We start from the raw sequence: 251 nt of genomic DNA, 5'->3' as shown, positions 1-251 counted from the left end.
AATACACCAATGCCTCGACAACCCAATTGGTGAATGCCTTTACGAAAAAGTGGGATCAGCAGCTAATTGATTTACTTGATTTGAATAAAGAGATGTTTCAGGAAATCAAATTGCCAAAAACGATAGTAGGGAACTTATCAGAAGAATTAGTATCAGAGCTTGGTTTTGACATGCAGGTTATTCTCCCGGCCACACATGATACCGGCTCAGCCGTTATTGCTGTTCCTGAACAGGATGAGACCATTTATATC

The 251-nt window shown here is 40.2% G+C and carries 1 protein-coding gene; it reads left to right on the top strand.

Going from position 1 to position 251, the window contains the following annotated elements; genetic code table 11:
* Nucleotides 1–251, top strand: a 251-nt coding sequence (locus tag RYX56_RS24070; RefSeq protein WP_317124347.1) for an FGGY family carbohydrate kinase, incomplete at both ends; no start/stop codon positions are given.

It is taken from the genome of Alkalihalophilus lindianensis (assembly GCF_032843265.1).
GTDB lineage: Bacteria > Bacillota > Bacilli > Bacillales > Bacillaceae_D > Alkalihalophilus > Alkalihalophilus lindianensis.
Note: the sequence above shows the minus strand (reverse complement) of the source record. Positions and strands in the feature narration are given on the sequence as shown.